At 41.6% G+C, this 15,861-nt stretch carries 20 protein-coding genes and 2 other annotated features (1 of these 22 only partly in view); of the genes, 18 read left to right on the plus strand and 2 right to left on the minus strand.

The features are described from left to right. Window positions 1-34, plus strand: a binding site (T-box leader); it begins 197 nt to the left of the window's first position. Between the two features lie 185 nt (window positions 35-219). The 8 genes from trpB (O3643_RS05715) to trpA all read left to right on the plus strand — a co-directional run bounded on the left by trpB (O3643_RS05715) (window position 220) and on the right by trpA (window position 8,201). Then, complete coding sequence (trpB, locus tag O3643_RS05715) at window positions 220-1,398, plus strand: tryptophan synthase subunit beta (RefSeq protein ID WP_371500454.1); 1,179 nt, start codon at window positions 220-222, stop codon at window positions 1,396-1,398. Then, window positions 1,389-1,620: a binding site (T-box leader), on the plus strand. (Overlaps the previous gene by 10 nt.) 315 nt (window positions 1,621-1,935) lie before the next feature. Then, window positions 1,936-3,297: an anthranilate synthase component I gene (gene trpE, locus O3643_RS05720; RefSeq protein WP_371500456.1), complete on the plus strand. Its 1,362-nt coding sequence runs from the start codon at window positions 1,936-1,938 to the stop codon at window positions 3,295-3,297. Continuing rightward, window positions 3,294-3,860 carry an aminodeoxychorismate/anthranilate synthase component II gene (locus O3643_RS05725; RefSeq protein ID WP_371500458.1) on the plus strand — a complete coding sequence of 189 codons (567 nt, stop codon included), beginning with the start codon at window positions 3,294-3,296 and terminating at the stop codon, window positions 3,858-3,860. The genes trpE and O3643_RS05725 overlap by 4 nt, the downstream gene beginning before the upstream one ends. 10 nt (window positions 3,861-3,870) lie before the next feature. Further along, window positions 3,871-4,875: an anthranilate phosphoribosyltransferase gene (gene trpD / locus O3643_RS05730; protein WP_036759294.1), complete on the plus strand. Its 1,005-nt coding sequence runs from the start codon at window positions 3,871-3,873 to the stop codon at window positions 4,873-4,875. Then, window positions 4,872-5,639 (plus strand): indole-3-glycerol phosphate synthase TrpC, encoded by a 768-nt coding sequence (trpC, locus tag O3643_RS05735; protein WP_061863618.1) that lies wholly within the window; start codon window positions 4,872-4,874, stop codon window positions 5,637-5,639. Before trpD ends, trpC begins: the two co-directional genes overlap by 4 nt. After that, entirely contained in the window at window positions 5,626-6,225 is a 600-nt protein-coding gene (locus tag O3643_RS05740) for a phosphoribosylanthranilate isomerase (protein WP_371500461.1), read from the plus strand. Before trpC ends, O3643_RS05740 begins: the two co-directional genes overlap by 14 nt. Beyond that, complete coding sequence (gene trpB, locus O3643_RS05745) at window positions 6,203-7,426, plus strand: tryptophan synthase subunit beta (RefSeq protein WP_223332552.1); 1,224 nt, start codon at window positions 6,203-6,205, stop codon at window positions 7,424-7,426. Before O3643_RS05740 ends, trpB (O3643_RS05745) begins: the two co-directional genes overlap by 23 nt. After that, window positions 7,419-8,201 (plus strand): tryptophan synthase subunit alpha, encoded by a 783-nt coding sequence (trpA, locus tag O3643_RS05750; RefSeq protein ID WP_371500463.1) that lies wholly within the window; start codon window positions 7,419-7,421, stop codon window positions 8,199-8,201. The genes trpB (O3643_RS05745) and trpA overlap by 8 nt, the downstream gene beginning before the upstream one ends. Here the strand turns inward: trpA and O3643_RS05755 are convergent. Continuing rightward, the gene (locus tag O3643_RS05755; protein WP_371500465.1) at window positions 8,170-8,832 is read right to left on the minus strand and encodes an A24 family peptidase; all 663 of its coding nucleotides are present in this window, start codon (window positions 8,830-8,832) and stop codon (window positions 8,170-8,172) included. The genes trpA and O3643_RS05755 overlap by 32 nt on opposite strands. A gap of 70 nt (window positions 8,833-8,902) precedes the next feature. On the opposite strand from O3643_RS05755, the gene O3643_RS05760 reads away from it, so the two are divergent. From O3643_RS05760 to O3643_RS05795, 8 genes are all read left to right on the plus strand, one after another. Continuing rightward, window positions 8,903-9,358, plus strand: a complete 456-nt coding sequence (locus O3643_RS05760) for a GNAT family N-acetyltransferase (RefSeq protein WP_371500467.1) — start codon at window positions 8,903-8,905, stop codon at window positions 9,356-9,358. Window positions 9,359-9,443: 85 nt separating this feature from the next. Beyond that, window positions 9,444-10,193, plus strand: coding sequence for a tRNA pseudouridine(38-40) synthase TruA (gene truA / locus O3643_RS05765; RefSeq protein WP_371500469.1), 750 nt, complete (start codon window positions 9,444-9,446; stop codon window positions 10,191-10,193). Beyond that, the gene (locus O3643_RS05770; RefSeq protein WP_371500471.1) at window positions 10,183-10,956 is read left to right on the plus strand and encodes a bifunctional hydroxymethylpyrimidine kinase/phosphomethylpyrimidine kinase; all 774 of its coding nucleotides are present in this window, start codon (window positions 10,183-10,185) and stop codon (window positions 10,954-10,956) included. Before truA ends, O3643_RS05770 begins: the two co-directional genes overlap by 11 nt. Then, entirely contained in the window at window positions 10,934-11,395 is a 462-nt protein-coding gene (locus O3643_RS05775; protein ID WP_371500473.1) for an ECF transporter S component, read from the plus strand. The genes O3643_RS05770 and O3643_RS05775 overlap by 23 nt, the downstream gene beginning before the upstream one ends. Before the next feature lie 58 nt (window positions 11,396-11,453). Continuing rightward, window positions 11,454-11,678 (plus strand): YqgQ family protein, encoded by a 225-nt coding sequence (locus tag O3643_RS05780; RefSeq protein WP_024053574.1) that lies wholly within the window; start codon window positions 11,454-11,456, stop codon window positions 11,676-11,678. Window positions 11,679-11,683: 5 nt separating this feature from the next. After that, window positions 11,684-12,064 carry a rhodanese-like domain-containing protein gene (locus tag O3643_RS05785; RefSeq protein WP_004251440.1) on the plus strand — a complete coding sequence of 127 codons (381 nt, stop codon included), beginning with the start codon at window positions 11,684-11,686 and terminating at the stop codon, window positions 12,062-12,064. Between the two features lie 85 nt (window positions 12,065-12,149). Then, window positions 12,150-12,377 (plus strand): hypothetical protein, encoded by a 228-nt coding sequence (locus tag O3643_RS05790; RefSeq protein ID WP_004251438.1) that lies wholly within the window; start codon window positions 12,150-12,152, stop codon window positions 12,375-12,377. A 189-nt stretch (window positions 12,378-12,566) separates the two neighbouring features. Continuing rightward, window positions 12,567-12,812 (plus strand): DUF4190 domain-containing protein, encoded by a 246-nt coding sequence (locus O3643_RS05795; protein WP_371500476.1) that lies wholly within the window; start codon window positions 12,567-12,569, stop codon window positions 12,810-12,812. A gap of 30 nt (window positions 12,813-12,842) precedes the next feature. On the opposite strand, the gene O3643_RS05800 is transcribed toward O3643_RS05795, so the two are convergent. Next, complete coding sequence (locus O3643_RS05800) at window positions 12,843-13,568, minus strand: pseudouridine synthase (protein WP_371500478.1); 726 nt, start codon at window positions 13,566-13,568, stop codon at window positions 12,843-12,845. A gap of 161 nt (window positions 13,569-13,729) precedes the next feature. Here O3643_RS05800 and typA point away from each other — a divergent pair, with 161 nt between their 5' ends. Further along, window positions 13,730-15,571, plus strand: a complete 1,842-nt coding sequence (gene typA, locus O3643_RS05805; RefSeq protein ID WP_004251427.1) for a translational GTPase TypA — start codon at window positions 13,730-13,732, stop codon at window positions 15,569-15,571. 19 nt (window positions 15,572-15,590) lie between these two features. Then, complete coding sequence (locus O3643_RS05810; RefSeq protein WP_004251425.1) at window positions 15,591-15,845, plus strand: DUF3165 family protein; 255 nt, start codon at window positions 15,591-15,593, stop codon at window positions 15,843-15,845. Window positions 15,846-15,861 lie beyond the last annotated feature (16 nt).

Below are 15,861 nucleotides of genomic sequence, written 5' to 3' on the forward strand. Positions count from 1 at the left end.
AATGAGGTGGTACCGCGTTACAAACGCCCTCACATGGAAGTAGATTCCGTGTGTGGGCTTTTTCTATCCGTTATTTTGTTTGTCTTTTAATAGGGCGTTAACTGAGAGTAATATTCAAGTTTCACTTGTTCTTTTAGTAAAGGCTGAAATGGTCCCCCAGACCATTTCACTACCAAAAGCAAACAAAAAGCCGGATTCATAAAGAAGGAGGAAAAATTTATGACAACTAAAGGATATTTTGGACAATTTGGTGGTAGTTTTGTACCAGAACCAATTCAGGTTTTGCTAGATGAATTGGAAGTGACTTTTGAAAAATACAAGGATGATCCAGAGTTTTTAGCTGAGTTTCGCCATTACTTGAAGGATTATTCAGGTCGCGAAACACCGCTATATTATGCAGAGAGCTTGACAGATCATTTAGGTGGAGCTAAGATTTATCTCAAACGTGAAGACCTTAACCACCTTGGATCTCACAAACTTAACAACGTTTTAGGACAAATCCTTCTAGCAAAACGCATGGGTAAAAAGCGTGTCATTGCTGAGACAGGAGCTGGCCAGCACGGTGTTGCGACTGCGGCTGCTGCAGCTAAGTTTGGTATGGCATGTGATGTCTACATGGGGGCAGAAGATGTGGAGCGTCAACGTCTCAATGTCTTCCGCATGGAGATGATGGGAGCAACTGTTCACGCAGTTGAAACTGGTACTCGTACCCTCAAAGATGCGGTTGATGCAGCCTTTGGAGCATGGATGAATGACCTTGAAGCCTTCTACGTTTTAGGTTCTGCTGTTGGACCACACCCTTATCCAACTATTGTTCATGAATTCCAAAAAGTGATTAGTGAAGAATCTCGTCGTCAAATCTTGGAAAAAGAAGGACGTCTGCCAGACTACGTTATTGCCTGTGTGGGCGGTGGTTCTAATGCCATCGGTGCTTTTTCACAGTATGTAGCTGATGAAGAAGTCAAATTGGTTGGGGTAGAAGCTGCTGGTCATGGTTTAGATACCGACAAACACGCAGCAACTATGACCAAGGGTAGTGTCGGAATTGTCGATGGGATGAAGACCTATGCAGTCTTTAAGGAAGATGGAGAGCTCGCGCCAGTTTACTCTATCTCAGCAGGTTTGGACTATCCAGGGGTTGGTCCAGAACATGCCTTCTTTAAAGACTCTGGTCGAGTAGAATATGTAGCAGCGACAGACGAAGAAGCTGTTCAAGCCTTACTTTTATTAAGTAAAACAGAAGGAATTATCCCGGCGATTGAAAGCTCACATGCTATCGCTGAAGCAGTCAAACGCGCACCAAAACTAAGTAAAGATGAGATTATTATCATCAATGTCTCTGGTCGTGGAGACAAGGACGTAGCTGCCATTGCAGACTACCTTGAAGCTAAAAAATAAAAGATGGAAAAGATACAGAGATTTCTCTCACAGAGAGCTTGTGGTTGCTGAAAACAAGCAGAGAAAGCTGTAAGGTTGGGTCCATCTGAAATGAGAGAAGAAAACATAATTCTCAAGGGAGTGCCCTTTATCGCACAACCTGTTACAGGAGCTATCTGAGACAGGAATGAGAGATAGGAGAAATCCTATAATTGAGGTGGCACCGCGAATTTCGTCCTCACGCAAGTTATTTTGCGTGGGGATTTTTCTATATTTATCGTAGATATGGCTATCAGTTTTAAATTATGTTTCATCAATAGGTAGATTTCCATAAAATATTTGCGAACGAAGTGAGCATTGAACCGCTATTTCCCGCCATGGTGGTATCCTAGAGAAGCAAAGATGCTTCTCTAGGACGGAATTTTTGAGACACATGGCTCAAAAATTAGGGATGAAATTTCGGAGAAAGTTGCTCCCGTCCGCACTATTTAAGGGAAATAGAAAAAGATAAATTAAAACTAAAATTCTATAAAGATACGAATCGAAAGGGAAATTACAATGGAAAGAATCATTCATGGAGATGTTTTATCACCAATCTTGGCTTATATGCGCTTAAACGGAAAACACAAGGTCATACTTGAAAGTATCCCAAGAGAAAAGGAAAATGCTCGATTTTCTATCTTAGCCTATAATCCAGTTTTTGAGATTAAGTTCGAAAATGGAGTCCTTTATCAAAATGGTCAAGTGATTGATCGTGATCCCTTGGATTTCCTTTATGAGGTGACTCATAAGAGTCAGCACCATTCAGACCTACCTTTTGGTGGTGGAGCTATTGGCTTTGTTGGCTACGATATGATTTCTCTCTATGAAGAAATTGGCCAGCTCCCTGAGGATACGATTGGGACACCAGATATGCATTTCTTCGTTTATGAGAGTTACATAGTTTTTGACCATAAGAAAGAAAAAATTCATGTCATCGAGGATGCTCTCTACAGTGAACGTAGTAATGAAGAACTAGAAGTGGCTTTAAATCAGGTTTTAGAAGAGTTGAAAATCCCTGCTCCAAATGAATTTGAAGATTTGGATGTTTCTCCACTTCAGTTTAGACCACATATTGAACCTCAGAAATTTGAAGAAATGGTAGAAACAGTTCGCGACTTGATTCGCAATGGAGATATGTTCCAATGTGTGCTCAGCCAGCGCTTCTCCGCAGAGGTAACTGGAAATTCTTTTGACTTCTACAGAAATCTTCGAGTGACCAATCCATCAAATTACCTCTACTTTTACGACTTTGGAGATTATCAAATCATAGGTGCCAGTCCTGAGAGCTTGGTTTCCGTCAAGAATGGTATCGTGACAACCAATCCAATTGCAGGTACGCGACCTAGAGGCACTAATGACGAGGAAGATGCAGCACTTGCAAATGATCTACTTTCTGATGAAAAGGAAACGGCAGAACACCGAATGTTGGTGGACTTGGGACGAAATGATATCGGTAGAATTGCTGAAACAGCAAGTGTCCAAGTAACTAAGTATATGGAAGTCGAACTTTTCCGCTATGTCATGCATTTGACCAGCGTGGTTAAAGGACGTTTATTACCAGAACTGACTGCCATGGATGCCTTGAAGGCGACACTTCCGGCAGGAACAGTATCGGGAGCACCAAAGATTCGGGCCATGAAACGCATCTATGAACTAGAAACAGAGAAGCGAGGCATATATGCAGGAGCTATCGGTTACTTATCAGCAACTGGAGATATGGATTTCGCCATTGCTATTCGAACCATGATTCTTAAAAATAAAATAGCCTACGTACAGGCTGGTGCAGGAATTGTTTATGATTCCATCGCTCAGAACGAATACCAAGAAACGATTAACAAAGCTAAATCTATGACTAGAATTGGAGAACTAAGACCATGATCTTATTGATTGACAATTACGATTCATTTACCTATAACTTGGCTCAATATATCGGGAATTTCGCTCCTGTTGAAGTTTTGAGAAATGATGACCCACATCTTTATGAACATGCTGAAAAGGCAGATGGACTGGTCTTTTCTCCCGGTCCAGGTTGGCCAGCTGATGCTGGGAAAATGGAAGAAATGATTCGTGATTTTGCAGGTAAGAAACCTATTCTAGGGATTTGTTTGGGGCACCAAGCCATCGCAGAAGTCTTTGGTGGTAAGTTGGGCTTGGCTCCTAAAGTTATGCACGGTAAACAAAGCCAGATTCGATTTGAGACTCCATCAGTTCTCTATCAAGGTATTGAGGATGGTCGTCCAGTAATGCGTTACCACAGTATTTTAATTGAAGAGATGCCAGAAGAGTTTGAAGTGACAGCTCGTTCGACAGATGACCAAGCTATTATGGGGATTCAACACAAAACCTTGCCGATTTATGGCTTGCAGTATCATCCAGAAAGTATTGGAACGCCAGATGGTCTATCTTCTATTCAGAATTTTATCGAGAAAGTTGTAAAGTGAGGAACACAAAATGAAAGAAATTATTGAAAAATTAGCAAACTTTGAAGACCTATCAAGTGTTGAAATGACAGATGTGATCGAACGCATCGTGACAGGGCGAGTGACAGAAGCACAAATCGCTTCACTACTTTTAGCTCTTAAAATGAAGGGAGAAACACCTGAAGAAAGAACAGCCCTCGCTCAAGTTATGAGAGGACATGCTCAACACATTCCAACAAATATTCAAGATGCTATGGATAACTGCGGTACAGGTGGAGATAAGTCATTTAGCTTCAACATTTCTACAACTGCAGCTTTTGTCTTGGCAGGTGGAGGAATCCACATGGCCAAACATGGTAATCGTTCAATTTCCTCTAAATCTGGGTCAGCAGATGTCTTGCAAGCTTTGGGAATCAATATTGACCTTAAACCATCACAATTGGGTAAGGTATTTGACCAAACAGGAATCGTTTTTCTCTTTGCCAAAAACATGCACCCAGCCATGAAATACATCATGCCAGCTCGTTTGGAGTTGGGAATTCCAACCATCATGAATTTGACAGGACCGCTCATCCATCCAATGGTCTTGGAAACACAGCTTCTAGGAATCAGTCGTCCTGAACTTCTGGAAAGTACTGCTCAGGTTTTGAAAAACATGGGTCGCAAACGTGCTATTGTAGTAGCTGGTCCAGAAGGGTTGGATGAAGCTGGGTTGAATGGAACTACCAGCATTGCCCTTCTTGAAAATGGTGAAATTACTTTATCAACCTTTACTCCAGAAGATTTGGGAATGGAACGCATTGCTATTGAAGACATTCGTGGAGGAAATGCTCATGAGAATGCAGCAATTCTTGTCAGTGTTCTTAATAACGAACCAAGTCCATTCTTGGAAACAACAGTCTTAAATGCAGGTCTAGGATTCTACGCCAATGGTAAAGCAGACAGTATCAAGGACGGAGTTGAATTGGCACGTCAAGTAATTGCCAGTGGTAAGGCCCTTGAAAAACTCAGACTATTACAGGAGTATCAAAGATGAGTCAGGAATTTTTATCACGTATCCTAGAGCAAAAGATGCGTGAAGTTGAAAAGATGGAGCGAGAGGAGCTTCAATCCTTGCGTCAAACTTATCGGTTGAGTGAATATTTAAAAAATCATCAAGACCGTTTGCAAATCATTGCTGAGGTCAAAAAGGCAAGTCCAAGTCTAGGTGATATCAATCTCGATGTGGATATCGTACAACAGGCCCAGACTTACGAGGCTAACGGCGCGGTTATGATTTCTGTTCTGACAGATGAGGTTTTCTTTAAAGGACATTTGAATTATCTGCGAGAGATTTCCAGTCAGGTACAGATCCCGACACTGAACAAGGACTTTATCATCAATGAAAAGCAAATCATCCGTGCTCGCAATGCAGGTGCGACCGTCATATTGCTCATCGTAGCGGCCTTATCTGAAAAACGACTGAAGGAGCTTTACGACTACGCGACAGATCTTGGTCTAGAAGTTTTGGTGGAAACTCATAATCTTGTTGAACTGGAAGTGGCTCATAGACTTGGAGCTCAAATTATTGGTGTCAACAATCGCAATTTAACAACCTTTGAAGTCGACTTACAGACCAGCGTAGACTTGGCCAAACACTTTAAGGATGATTGCTTCTACATTTCCGAATCTGCTATTTTTACAGGGGAGGATGCAAAACGAGTAGCACCATACTTTAACGGAATTTTAGTAGGAACAGCCCTCATGCAAGCAGAAGATGTAGCCCAGAGAATCAAGGAGTTGCAGATTGACAAAGGTTAAGATTTGTGGACTATCGACCAAAGAAGCCGTAAAAACCGCTGTGTCGGCTGGAGCAGACTACATTGGTTTTGTCTTTGCTCCTAGCAAAAGACAGGTGACCGTAGAACAAGCCATAGAGCTGGCTAAGTTTATTCCTAGCCATATTCAAAAAGTTGGTGTATTTGTTTCACCCAGTCGGGCGGACTTACTAGAAGCGATTGAAAAGGTTGGCTTAGACTTGGTGCAGGTTCATGGTCAGGTAGTAGATAAACTATTTGAAAATTTACCTTGTGGCAGCATTCAGGCTGTTCAGGTCGATGAAAGGGGGCATGTACCCAATTCTCAGGCAGATTATCTACTCTTTGATGCTCCTGTCGCAGGGAGTGGACAAACCTTTGACTGGGGTCGACTGGATACGACAGAACTAGCCCAGCCTTTCTTCATCGCAGGCGGGCTAAACGAAGATAATGTAGAAGAAGCAATTCAACACTTTACTCCCTATGCAGTAGATGTATCAAGTGGGGTAGAAACAGACGGACAAAAAGATCATGAAAAGATTAGAAGATTTATAGAGAGGGTAAAGAATGGCATATCAAGAACCAAATAAAGATGGATTTTACGGAAAATTCGGTGGACGTTTTGTCCCAGAAACATTGATGACAGCAGTATTGGAATTGGAAGAGGCTTATCGTGAAAGTCAGGCAGATCCAAGTTTCCAAGAAGAGTTAAACCAACTTTTGCGCCAGTATGTAGGTCGTGAAACTCCTCTTTACTACGCAAAAAACTTGACCCAGCATATCGGCGGAGCCAAGATTTACCTTAAACGTGAAGACCTCAACCATACAGGCGCCCACAAGATTAACAATGCCTTAGGACAAGTTTTACTGGCTAAACGCATGGGCAAGAAGAAAATTATCGCTGAAACAGGAGCCGGTCAGCATGGTGTGGCAACTGCAACAGCTGCGGCACTCTTTAACATGGAATGTACCATCTACATGGGCGAGGAAGATGTCAAACGCCAAGCCCTCAACGTTTTCCGCATGGAGCTTTTAGGAGCTAAGGTAGAGGCTGTGACAGATGGATCTCGCGTGCTCAAGGATGCAGTCAATGCAGCCCTTCGTTCTTGGGTGGCAAATATCGATGATACCCACTATATCCTTGGTTCTGCCTTGGGACCTCATCCTTTCCCAGAAATTGTTCGTGACTTCCAAAGTGTGATCGGACGAGAAGCCAAGCAACAGTACCGTGATTTGACAGGTGAAAATCTGCCAGATGCCCTAGTAGCCTGTGTTGGTGGTGGTTCGAATGCCATCGGGCTCTTCCATCCATTTGTGGAAGATGAGACAGTAGCTATGTATGGTGCTGAAGCAGCAGGACTCGGTGTGGATACAGAGCACCACGCAGCTACCTTGACCAAGGGTCGTCCAGGTGTTCTTCACGGTTCGCTTATGGATGTGCTACAAGATGCTCATGGTCAAATCTTAGAAGCTTTCTCAATCTCAGCAGGTTTGGACTATCCTGGTATCGGTCCAGAACATTCTCATTACCACGATATCAAACGTGCGACCTATGTACCAGTGACAGACGAGGAAGCCTTGGAAGGATTCCAACTCTTGTCTCGTGTAGAAGGAATTATCCCAGCTTTGGAATCTAGCCATGCCATCGCCTTTGCGGTGAAATTGGCCAAAGAACTTGGCCCAGACAAGTCTATGATTGTCTGCCTATCAGGTCGTGGGGACAAGGATGTAGTTCAAGTTAAAGACCGCTTGGAAGCAGATGCAGCAAAGAAGGGAGAAGCTCATGCCTAAGACTTTAACAGAAAAACTGACAACTCTTAAAGCAGCAAAAAAGGGAATTTTTGTTCCCTATATCATGGCTGGAGACCATGAAAAAGGTTTGGATGGACTTGCTGAAACAATCCACTTTTTAGAAGACTTGGGTGTGTCTGCTATTGAAGTGGGAGTTCCTTTCTCAGACCCAGTTGCAGATGGTCCAGTTATCGAAGAAGCAGGCTTGCGCAGTCTAGCTAATGGTACTTCTACACAGGCTCTAGTTGAAACTTTGAAGACTATTGAAACAGAAGTTCCACTTGTTATCATGACCTACTTTAACCCCCTCTTTCAGTACGGTGTGGAGAAATTTGTCAGAGATCTTGCTGATACAGCGGTTAAGGGATTGATTATTCCAGACCTGCCTCATGAGCACGCTAACTTTGTAGAGCCCTTTTTGGTGAATACAGACATTGCTTTGATTCCACTTGTCAGCTTGACGACAGGAATGGAGCGTCAAAAGGAACTCATTGAAGGGGCTGAAGGTTTTGTCTATGCTGTTGCTATTAACGGGGTGACAGGGAAATCAGGAAATTACCGAGATGACTTGGACAAGCACTTGTCTCAACTGCATCAAGTGGCAGATATTCCAGTCTTGACAGGATTTGGTGTATCCACACAGGATGATGTCGAACGATTTAATGCAGTATCAGACGGCGTCATCGTCGGTTCCGAGATTGTTAAGGCTCTACATGAAGGACAAGTAGCAGAAATCGCTGACTTTATCCGAGAAGCAGTAGCTTACCAAGAATAATCATACAAGCAGCCAGCAAGAGGAAAGGCACAAAAGGTAGTCTTTTCTTTTTCTTTAGTAGGAGAAAGGCTAGAATGCCGGTTGTGGAAGCGAATTGAATTAAAATCAGCATTTCAGTAAGACTAAAAACAAGAGCACAGGAGGCCAGAAAGAGAAAATCCCCTGCACCTATGCGGATATCGATGAAGTGAGCAATGATTCCAAGAATCAATAAGAAAGCCATGACCAGATTCCAACTACAGAAAAACATGAGGAATAAGTGAAAAATCAGCCAGACGAGCAAGGGATATTCCTGATGACGAAAGTCGTAGATGCCCAAAGTCAAGCCGGCAGTTATCAAGATGACTTGCCCCAAAGTTAAAAATCCCACAGACTCAGCTAGAAAGAGCAGTCCCAAAGATAACTCAAAGAAGGCATACCAGACAGGATTGCTTGACTTGCAATAGCGACAGCGAAAGCGATTGAATACCTGTGAGAGAAATGGAATCAAATCCAGTGGTCTCAAACGAGTCTGACAAGAATCGCAGTGACTAGCAGGAAAGATAATAGACTGCTCAGGAAAGCGGTCAATGACAAGACCTAGAAAGGAAGCAATAATAGCTCCAACAAGAAAAAAGTAAAGATGAATCATACTTATTTATTCGGAAAAAATAAGAGAAAGAGTATAATAGTTGGATAAAGGAGAAATTTTAGGAGCAAATATGAAAATTCACTTTGAAAAAGGACTTCAGATAGAAAATGCCCAACTCATTTGTCGCTGGTCTAATGCTTTGGGAGAAAGTTTTCAGAAGCAATGGATGGGACCAATGATTCCTTTTCCCTTGACAATTCAAGTCTTGCAAGATTTGGAAGGAATTTTTTCAATATTTGATGGACAAGAGTTTGTGGGGCTTATCCAGAAAATCAGGCTAGAAGACAGGAATCTTCATATCGGGAGATTTTTTATCAATCCTCAGAAACAGGGGCAGGGATTAGGTAGCCAGGCTTTAAGGAAATTTGTTAGTTTGGCCTTTGAAAATGAAGACATAGATACTATTTCTCTAAATGTCTACGAGGCAAATCAAACAGCTCACAATCTTTACCAAAAAGAAGGTTTTGAAATCGTTCAAATGGTTGAAGTACCTGTACGAAAATATATAATGAGAAAATCGAGGTAAGGACTAGTTGATATCTAAAACTGCACCCGTACAATTTTTGGTTTTCAAACTTGTTGCAGAGAAATTTTCTTGATAAAATAGATACATGACTAGATATAAAGCAATCATTTCCTATGATGGCTACGCCTTTGCTGGCTTTCAACGGCAACCACACGCGCGTAGTGTCCAAGAGGAAATTGAAAAAACTTTAACCAAATTAAATAAAGGGCAGGCCATTACCATCCATGGTGCAGGGCGAACGGATAGTGGTGTTCATGCTCTAGGGCAGGTCATCCACTTTGATCTCCCCTATCAGATGGATGAGGAAAAACTTCGCTTTGCTCTTGATACCCAAAGTCCTGAAGACATCGATGTGATTTCGATTGAGATCGTGACTGATGATTTTCATTGCCGTTATGCCAAGCATAGCAAGACCTACGAGTTTATCGTGGATAGAGGGCGTCCTAAAAATCCTATGAGACGTCATTATGCCACCCACTATCCCTATCCACTAGATGTGGAACGCATGCAAAAGGCTGTGAAGAAATTAGAAGGAACCTATGATTTCACCGGTTTTACTGCTGCCGGAACAAGTGTGGAGGACAAGGTAAGAACAATCACGGAAGCCAGTCTTAGGGTTGACGAGACCGGTCAATTTTTGACCTTTACTTTCTCTGGCAATGGCTTCCTCTATAAGCAGATTCGAAATATGGTCGGGACCTTGCTGAAAATTGGTAATAACAGAATGCCGATAGAGCAGATTGACCTGATTTTGGAGAAAAAAGACAGACAGTTGGCAGGTCCAACTGCAGCACCCAATGGTTTGTATTTGAAGGAGATTCGTTATGAAGAATAATCGTATTTTGGCACTTTCAGGAAATGATATTTTTAGTGGTGGTGGACTAGCTGCTGACCTTGCGACCTATACCTTGAATGGTTTGCATGGTTTTGTAGCTATGACTTGCTTAACTGCTTTGACAGAAAATGGATTTGAGGTCTTTCCGACAGATGAGACTATTTTCCAACAACAGTTGGATAGTCTCAAGAGCGTAGACTTTGGAGGGATTAAGATTGGTCTCTTACCGACTGTTGGTGTTGCTGAGAAAGCTCTTAACTTTATCAAGGAACGCGCAGGAGTTCCAGTGGTATTGGATCCAGTTCTCGTTTGTAAGGAAACGCATGATGTTGCTGTCAGCGAGCTTTGTCAAGAGTTGATTCGCTTTTTCCCTTATGTGACTGTCATTACACCCAATCTTCCTGAGGCAGAATTGCTAGCAGGTCAAAAGATTGAAACCTTAGAAGATATGAAGTCTGCAGCGCAGAAATTACATGACTTGGGTGCGCCAGCAGTGATTATTAAGGGTGGAAATCGTCTCAGTCAGGATAAGGCTGTGGATGTCTTTTATGATGGAGTGAATTTTACCATTTTTGAGAATCCAGTCTTAGAAGGACAAAATGCTGGTGCTGGTTGTACCTTTGCATCGAGCATTGCCAGCCAGTTAGTCAAGGGAGAGGAGCTCTTACCAGCAATTGAAAGTTCCAAAGCCTTTGTTTACCGTGCCATTGCACAAGCAGATCAGTATGGAGTAAGACAATATGAAGCAAACCAAAACAAGTAAAATCGCCCTAGTATCCATCCTAGCAGCTCTATCCGTAGTTTTGGGCTATTTCGTAAAAATCCCAACACCAACAGGATTTCTAACACTTTTGGATGCAGGAATATTCTTTACGGCCTTTTACTTTGGGAGTCGCGAAGGAGCTGTTGTCGGAGGATTAGCGGGATTTCTAATTGACCTGATTTCAGGTTACCCTCAGTGGATGTTCTTCAGCTTGATTTTCCATGGTTCACAGGGATATTTGGCAGGTGTTAAAGGGAAATGGCAGTGGCTAGGATTAGTCTTGGCAACCATCATCATGGTAGCAGGTTACGCTTTTGCATCGGCTTGGATGAATGGTTGGGGAGCAGCCATACCAGAAATCGTCCCAAATCTTGTGCAAAATATCGTTGGTATGACAGTAGGCTTTCTTCTTTGTCATAGTGTGAAGAAAACTAGATAATAGTAAAAAGAGCAATCCTCCAAGGGAACTATTGAAAAAACTCTGATTTTTTGCTAAAATGAAAGCTATGAAAACACTCTACGATGTGCAACAATTTCTCAAACAGTTCGGTATTCTTGTCTATATGGGCAAACGTCTTTATGACATTGAATTAATGAAGATTGAACTATCTCGAATCTATGATGCTGGTTTGATGGATAAACTGGATTATCTAGAAGCGGAGGCTGTTCTTCGCAGAGAGCACAAACTAGAATTAGACTATTTAGAAAAAAATGGAGATTAGATATTATGGTAACTTGGGTATTATGGGGACTTGTAGTGGCGATGTTGGCATGGATGGGATACAACTATCTTCGTATTCGCCGTGCAGCAAAAATTGTAGACAATGCAGAGTTTGAATCTTTGATTCGTACAGGTCAGCTAATTGACTTGCGTGAGCCAGCTGACTTCCACAGAAAACATATCCTCGGGGCTCGTAATATTCCTTCAAATCAATTGAAGACAAGTCTTGCAGCTCTTCGCAAGGATAAACCTGTCCTTCTATATGAAAACCAACGTGCGCAACGTGTAACCAATGCAGCACTTTTCTTGAAAAAACAAGGTTTCTCAGAAATCTATATCCTTTCTTACGGATTGGATTCTTGGACAGGCAAGGTTAAGACTAGCTAATATTCTGTAAAAAGTTATTGAATTGTAGATAAATCTAGCTTTTTATGATATAATTAATTTGTATTAAATTTAAGGAGTTTTTATTATGCAAGAAAAGAAAAAAGCATCACTTGTTTTAGGTATCCTATCTATCGTCCTTGGTTTGTTATCTCCAATCGTAGGTCTTATTTTGGGTATCATTGGACTTGTTTTGGCTAATTCGCACGAAAAACAATCTGGACTAGTGTATAAAACAGAAAAAATTCTCAATATCGTAGGTATTGTCATTTCTGTACTTAACTGGATTGCAGCCCTCGTAATGATTTTTGGCTAATCAAAAACAAAAAAGCTTTATGTTTAAAGCTTTTTTTGTTTGATTCAATCTTCTCGAAATAGGTAGGAATCATTTCTAATGCTTCTTGACTCAGGGGGAAGTTTTCATACTACAAAATTGATTTCACAATAGATAAAATCGCTTTGTATGGTATAATGCATCTGTAATAAATTTAAGGAGTTTTATAATATGAATACACAAGAAAAGAAAAAAGCATCACTTGTTTTAGGTATCCTATCTATCGTCCTTGGATTGCCATCTCCAATAGTAGGACTGATTCTAGGTATCGTTGGACTAGTCATAGCTAATTCAAGTCAAAAAGAATCTGGTCTAGACTTTAAAAGAGAAAGAATCCTAAGTATCGTGGGGATCGTAGTTTCTGTCCTTAGCTGGATTGTGGACATCGCTTTATTTTATAGCTTAGCAAGAATCTAAAAAAGCTTTAGTTTTAAAGCTTTTTTTGTTTTATCCACTTTTCTCTAAGTAGTTTTTAATAATTTTCAATTTCTCTTTATTCAAGTGTCTGTATTGACCTTCTGCTAGATCAGGATCTAATAGAAAATCTCCGAACTGAACTCGTTTGAGGGCAGTGACCTTGACACCAACTGAGAGGAACATTTTCTTGACCTGATGAAATTTCCCTTCAGAGATGGTGATGGTGGCTCGGCTGAGACTAGGGCTTGAAGATAGAATCTCAAGCTGAGCAGGTTTACAAATAGTTCCATCAAGAAAGACAATCCCGTTTTTGAACTGCTGGATGTGATCTGGTGTGAGCAAGCCGTTCACCTCAACTTGATAAGTTTTATCGACATGATATTGAGGGTGGAGAAGTTGAAAACCTAGAGGGCCATTATCCGTTAAGAGGAGGAGCCCCGTCGTATCTCGATCTAGCCGACCGATAGCATAGAGTTGGTCTGATTGGAGGTATTGAGGTAGTAAATCCATAACCGTGGGGAGCTTCTTGTCTTTGCTTGCTGTCACGACACAATTTGGTTTGTGAAGCATGAGATAGGTGTGCTCATATCCTTGGATTTTTCTACCCTGAAAAATCAACTCTTGTAATCCCGTATCAACATTCTGTGCAAGGGAACTAGCAGGGAGTCCATCAACTAAAATTTCTTTTTTTAGGAGAGCCTGTTTCATGGCTTTTCGACTGATTTTTTCCTGGGCTAATAAATTATCTAAACGCATACCAGCCTATCTTATCACAAGTCGGGATTTTTGAAAAGAAAAGATAAGTCATGAATTTTCTTTTGAAAACATTTACACTTACTTGAGTTAAGTCATTTGCTTAAAATTGTGGTATAATTGCTCAGTTAGAAAATAAATTTTTGAATATAACAGAGGAAATCATGACAAAATTAAGAGAAGATATCCGTAACATCGCGATTATCGCCCACGTCGACCACGGGAAAACGACCCTCGTTGACGAATTATTAAAACAATCTGAAACTCTTGATGCGCGTACAGAATTAGCTGAACGTGCAATGGACTCAAACGATATTGAAAAAGAGCGTGGAATTACCATCCTTGCGAAGAATACAGCAGTTGCCTACAACGGAACTCGTATCAATATCATGGACACACCAGGACACGCGGACTTCGGTGGAGAAGTTGAACGTATCATGAAAATGGTTGATGGTGTAGTCTTAGTAGTGGATTCTTACGAAGGTACTATGCCTCAAACTCGTTTCGTATTGAAAAAAGCTTTGGAACAAGACCTTGTCCCAATCGTCGTTATCAATAAAATTGACAAACCATCAGCTCGTCCAGCAGAAGTAGTGGATGAAGTTTTGGAACTCTTCATCGAGCTTGGTGCAGATGATGATCAGCTTGACTTCCCAGTAGTCTATGCTTCAGCAATCAACGGAACATCTTCATTGTCAGATGATCCAGCAGACCAAGAAAAGACTATGGCGCCAATCTTTGATACCATTATTGACCACATTCCAGCTCCAATCGATAACTCAGATGAGCCACTTCAATTCCAAGTGTCACTCTTGGACTACAATGATTTCGTTGGTCGTATCGGTATCGGACGTGTCTTCCGTGGTACTGTTAAGGTCGGAGACCAAGTTACTCTTTCTAAATTGGATGGTACAACCAAGAACTTCCGTGTTACAAAACTCTTTGGTTTCTTTGGTTTGGAACGTCGTGAAATCCAAGAAGCTAAGGCTGGTGACTTGATTGCCGTATCAGGTATGGAAGATATCTTCGTTGGGGAAACAATCACTCCAACAGATGCAGTTGAAGCTCTTCCAGTTCTTCACATCGACGAACCTACTCTTCAAATGACCTTCTTGGTTAACAACTCACCATTTGCTGGTCGTGAAGGAAAATGGGTGACTTCTCGTAAGGTTGAAGAGCGTCTTCAAGCAGAATTGCAAACAGACGTATCTCTTCGTGTAGATCCAACAGACTCACCAGATAAGTGGACAGTTTCAGGACGTGGGGAATTGCACTTGTCAATCCTCATCGAGACTATGCGTCGTGAAGGTTACGAGCTTCAAGTATCTCGTCCAGAAGTTATCGTCAAAGAAATCGATGGTGTGAAGTGTGAGCCATTTGAGCGCGTGCAAATCGACACACCAGAAGAATACCAAGGATCTGTTATCCAAAGCCTTTCTGAACGTAAGGGTGAAATGTTGGATATGATTTCAACTGGTAATGGTCAAACTCGTTTGGTCTTCCTAGTTCCTGCGCGTGGTTTGATTGGATACTCAACTGAGTTCTTGTCAATGACTCGTGGTTACGGGATTATGAACCATACCTTCGATCAATACTTGCCATTGATTCCAGGGGAAATTGGCGGACGTCACCGTGGTGCCCTTGTTTCGATCGATGCTGGTAAGGCTACAACCTACTCTATCATGTCTATCGAAGAACGTGGTACTATCTTTGTCAACCCAGGTACTGAGGTTTACGAAGGAATGATCATCGGTGAAAACTCTCGTGAAAATGACTTGACTGTTAATATCACGAAGGCAAAACAAATGACTAACGTTCGTTCTGCTACTAAGGACCAAACAGCGGTTATCAAAACTCCTCGTATCTTGACACTTGAAGAATCACTTGAGTTCTTGAACGATGATGAATACATGGAAGTAACACCTGAATCTATCCGTTTGCGTAAGCAAATCCTCAACAAGGCAGAGCGTGAGAAAGCAAACAAAAAGAAAAAATCAGCTGAATAAGAGCTAGAAAGAGATAAAGATGGTCTATTTAATCATAGGGATACTCTTATTACTACTCTATGTATTTGCGACACCTCAAAGTATCAAGGGGACGGTCAACGTTGTAATATTAGTCTTTGGACTTGTTGCCCTCGTAATCTTGTTGCTCTTGTCTGCCCTACAGATTTTCCAACTTCCAGCAGAAATCTTTATTACATTGGGAATGCTGGCTCTTACTTACTTTAGTTTGAGAGATATCAGTCTCATGTCGATTCGAAAGAAGCGCGAAAATTAAATCTATTCATAACAAA

The organism is Streptococcus sp. 20925_1_44 (genome assembly GCF_041432435.1).
Taxonomy (GTDB): domain Bacteria; phylum Bacillota; class Bacilli; order Lactobacillales; family Streptococcaceae; genus Streptococcus; species Streptococcus infantis.